Annotated in this window: 4 protein-coding genes; all 4 read right to left on the bottom strand. The window is 40.4% G+C overall.

Translation table 11 applies throughout. The features are described from left to right. Positions 1 to 296, bottom strand: a 296-nt coding sequence (locus tag ENN47_04900) for a hypothetical protein (protein ID HDP77521.1), incomplete at its 3' end; no start/stop codon positions are given. A 34-nt stretch (positions 297 to 330) separates the two neighbouring features. Continuing rightward, on the bottom strand, positions 331 to 864 hold the full coding sequence (locus tag ENN47_04895; protein HDP77520.1) for a hypothetical protein: 534 nt from the start codon (positions 862 to 864) through the stop codon (positions 331 to 333). Then, positions 861 to 2750, bottom strand: a complete 1890-nt coding sequence (locus ENN47_04890; protein ID HDP77519.1) for a hypothetical protein — start codon at positions 2748 to 2750, stop codon at positions 861 to 863. The genes ENN47_04895 and ENN47_04890 overlap by 4 nt, the downstream gene beginning before the upstream one ends. After that, positions 2690 to 4084 carry a hypothetical protein gene (locus ENN47_04885; protein ID HDP77518.1) on the bottom strand — a complete coding sequence of 465 codons (1395 nt, stop codon included), beginning with the start codon at positions 4082 to 4084 and terminating at the stop codon, positions 2690 to 2692. Before ENN47_04885 ends, ENN47_04890 begins: the two co-directional genes overlap by 61 nt. Positions 4085 to 4352: the final 268 nt, after the last annotated feature.

Genomic DNA, 4352 nt, shown 5'->3' with positions numbered 1-4352 from the left:
CTCTCGGCTGCTTCTTCCTGATGCTTATGTAAGTTTTCGTATGTGAAAACTGTATTCAATACCGGATCAAGGTTGAGTGCTTCCGTGAACTCTCTTATGCTTTTGCCTTTTACGAAAGGGCGATTTAGGTAAATGTATGGCCCATTAACCAGGCGAGATCCTCTTAGAAGATCATAAGCTATTAGGTCCTTGAGTTGGTTCTCCAGGCCTTCATCTGCGATATTCAGTGTGCTAATTAGAAAATCTGTGAAGCTCTCGAAGGTCTCTTTACTGAAGACGACAGGGTTAATGGACAAGATCACCTCTTTTGTTAGTATTGACGGATGCTGCTTATTCCCATTTTACTTGTAGTATTTCCACTTCAATGTTTTCAGCATTTTCAAGCGGGTTATGACCATCATTTCCAGTAATCGAAAAGGGTCTTCTAATGGTCTTGTTGTTTTCTAGAGAAATGCCTTCGATTACAACATTGGATTTAGTAATTACATTGCGATCCTTATCAAAAATCCGGAAAGAGACTAATAGACTATCTAGCTTTCTACCATCTTCATTTTTGTTGGTAATTATATACACAATTCCTTTTTGTGGGTTGAAAGGATTTACTTCTGCAATTTCACCCGCCACGATAACATCTTGAGGATGTTGTTCGGTAACTGGGGCTAAGAGTTCTGATTCAATTCTAGAAAGCATTTTATCCAGTGTATCTTGTCTTTCGTTTATCTGTCTTAGCTTTTCATCAATTACCTGTTCTTTCCTCTCCATAAGGCCCGCCAACTTTTCAAGTTGATCCATTTTTTCCCGTATCTTTTCGATCAATGTTTCAGCTTCTTTCAGAACATCAACGACTGAGCTAATTACTATCACCCCTTTGTCTTACTGGAGAGTCTTTCAGAAAGAGCAAAGACTCTAGAGAGTTCGCTATCAATATTGGCTAAGATCAAGACCAAAACCTGTGAAGTGATTAGGTCTTCAGAATTAGAAATTTCTCGATCGAATTCAAGGAAATATTCATAACAAGAAGGCTCGGGTGTTTTGACTCTCGAAGGAGAAATCTTCCCTGAACTGAACTGGGAAATAGTCATCTCATCAGTTGGAATGCTGAATATATCTACCAGGTTAGGGCAAAGAGTGCAGGTTTTCGGTATTGATGTCTTTAGTGGTTTATGGTTAATCTTGCAAATTAATCTAGAATTCTCTTCATCACCAACACCACACGCGGGATTGTCCAAAACCTTTACAGAGGTTTTGTCAAGCTCTAGTGATAAATCCTCATTCTCATTCAATGAAATAGTTGCAAAAGTCTCCACAGACCTGAGAGGGACTAAAAAGCTTTCGAGAGGTTCGGAGATATCTTGTGAGCAGAAATCTAATCGTACTTCTTTGTTCTTCCCGGTTGGATTATGGATGATAAAGTATCGTTTCTCCGGGATATCAGAAACATCGTACAGAATCGCCGCCTTGCCTCTTTGTGGGTCTACAACGCAAATTCGATTTCCAATAATAGCGTACTTACTTGCGAGAGAGAGTCCCTTGGAAACAAGGAAAGCGTCATCATTAAAATCTGGAGTAAGCTTGAACAATTCACCAATTACTCTTTCCAAGTGTTTCCGGAAGAACGGAATAGCGGAACTTCCTCCGCATACAAGAAGTGAGTCAATTTTTTCTGTCTCAATACTGCGAATGAAATTCTCTATGTTCTCAAAAACACTCTTCATTGATTTGCTTAGGATGCAATCTTCAAATTCTGCTCGCTTCATATTTAGCGAGATGAGTTTGCCTGTTTCTTCATCGAGGAAGAAATCTTCGACCTCTTCTTCATAAGAGAGGCGTTCTTTCAAGCTCCGAATGGTGTTCAGCATTCTGTTATCGAAATATCTCTGGTATTCTTTTGTTTGTTTATTCTTGAGGTACTCAAGAATACCTTCATCTATGTCAACACCCCCATAATTCAGCTGAAGACGATCAATAACCCTTTCAACGCCTTTCGAATATGAAAAGAGAACTAGATCAATGGTGCCCCCTCCAAAGTCAATAACGCAATGTGTGCCCTCTTCTATCTGCTTCTTAGCCCCAAACACAGCAGCAAGAGGTTCATATACGAAACGAACTCTATCGCTAAGCTCTTTGATTAAGTCTAGGTATGTTTTGCTAGGCGATACAGGTATTCCAACGACAAGTTCCTCGAGCTGTGAAAGATCAATGTTCTCTTGAATAATGTTTTTAAGTTCCTGAAGGGAGTGCCGTGCAATAATGTATTCACTCTCACCCAATGGACCAAAAGATATCACTGTTGGTTTCCTACGCTTTTCCAAAGAGACTTGGGTCCTTTTAGCGAAATCATCAGGTGATGCGTTCAGAGGAGCATCTCCAGCAACAAGCTCGCCGTCCACAACATAAAAGTGACTGCGGGTATCAATCCGCTTAGAGAGAAATAACTCTGTCTTTTCAAGAAAAGCATCAATTTCATTGCTTCTGAAAAAAGCCGATTTGAGTAGTCTTTGCTTCAGCCCCACAAAACTTTTCACGCCGTGTTTAGTTGTTGGGAAAGAACTGAACTCAATATTTCCTTGAGGGTCTAGATTTACAACGCTTCCCAAGAAACGGCCCTCAGGGAATTCCACTGGATAAAGTATCCCATCCTTCTCTACAGAGGCCCTTATTCGAGTTGTCCCATAGTCAAGAAGAAGCTTCACTTGGTTCCCTCCCTGAGAACAGATATGAACCTTGCCGCTAGCTCGAGTGAGTCGAATTCTTTCAAACTGTCAAGCATTTTTGCCCATCTGGTAATGTCAGCCTCGATTGAGTTTAGAAGATCCTTACGGGCAGAATTCCAGGATTGTTCAAGAAGTTGGGCTCTTATGTGGGCTTGCATAGTCGATATCGTTTGTCCTCCCTTTAGAGAGGAAACTTGATTTCCGTATGATTTGACTGCCCTGTCCATAGCAATGCAAACGTTGTTCAATAATGAACGCGTTACAGAGGAGGATTTCTCCTTTATAACCAATAAGGAAGAAAGAATTGAGGAAAGTTCTTGGCCGGTTTCCTCCATTCTTTTTTCAATAGAAGCAAGGATAGATCTCATAGTCTCATCAGCGAATCTGGAGTTATTTTGGAGTAAGGTGGCCATCTGCTTTGAGCTTAGCGACTTCACAGTTCCTTCTGAGATTCTATGAGCTAATTCTCCAATTATTACTTGCTCATTTGGCAGCGTTTCTAGCAGTGCTCTGGATACTTCACCCTCGTCGAAACTGTTCATCAAAATACTAACAATACTAGGTTTCAAAGAATCAGGTAGGATCCTGATATCTTCTTTTAGCGATTCAGAATAGGTAATCCTTCTCATAAGTTCAGAGGCCACTAAATCTCTCGAATCTTTCCCTTCTAGGAAATGAGAAAGCTCTAGTAGCGATTGCATATCTTCCTTTTTAAGGGTCACTGAAAAATCCCATCTAGATAGTTTTGTGCTATCTAGCAAGAGACCCTTCATTTCAACATCAGGCAAGATTCCAAAGAATTCGTTCAAAGCAACAGTAGACATAGGACTGTTCTGCACAGCATCTGCTTCTTCTATCACATCTAGAAGAGAATCTGGAGCAAGCGTTAAGTTGCTGATTTCCGATTTTACGAGGTTCTTAACACTAATTACCAAACGATTATGAAGATAGGCACTACTTATTTTTGTGTCCTTCTTCTCCTTTGATAAAGAGAGGTGATTAGCAATGTTCTCATCCGTTTCTAGAGCCGCTAGACAAAAGCCCATAATTTGACTTCCTGCGTATTTTTCGACATTGAATAATTTGCTGATTCCCGCCAGAAAGGGCCCTCTTTCTTTGAATCGACTTTCATAATAGGATCTTTCAAATAGAGAAATCTTTTTATCCTTTGCCGTTTTATTAGGAGGCGCTATGCTCTTAAGGCTGTCTCTCTTGCCAAATTTATGTAGAAACCATTCCTTGAAACTCCTCTGTTCTTGTAACTCTGATTTGCGAACAAACTCATCAGCTGATGTGGGAATCGTTACTGCGCGCGCAATTAGTAGATCGAATACAATGAACTGTGTGCATTCTTTTGGTAGTTGTCTCATCTAGCGAAATCTCCTCATACAGATACTCATAAAATAAATAGACCAATGCTCTGACCGCCGCAGGGCACTATTAAAGTACATAGATTCAATGGTTTTATCGAGGAGTCGGTTTTTAGTACGATCAATCACAGATTTCCTCCTTGAAAGAGTTTCGGTCTGTACTCTTCAAAGTACTTCAGGGCAAGGTCTCTGGATAAGTAAGCCCCATACTCTCTTTCCTGCTCTCGTTTCTCTATTGGGAATGTCGTGAAGATATACTTCAGGTCTT

It is taken from the genome of Mesotoga infera (genome assembly GCA_011045915.1).
Lineage (GTDB): Bacteria > Thermotogota > Thermotogae > Petrotogales > Kosmotogaceae > Mesotoga > Mesotoga infera_D.
Note: the sequence above shows the minus strand (reverse complement) of the source record. Positions and strands in the feature narration are given on the sequence as shown.

What these genes read in the sequence shown, in the direction of transcription:
- ENN47_04885 (HDP77518.1), bottom strand. Translation starts at nt 4,084, where the DNA reads ATGAGACAACTACCAAAAGAATGCACACAGTTCATTGTATTCGATCTA.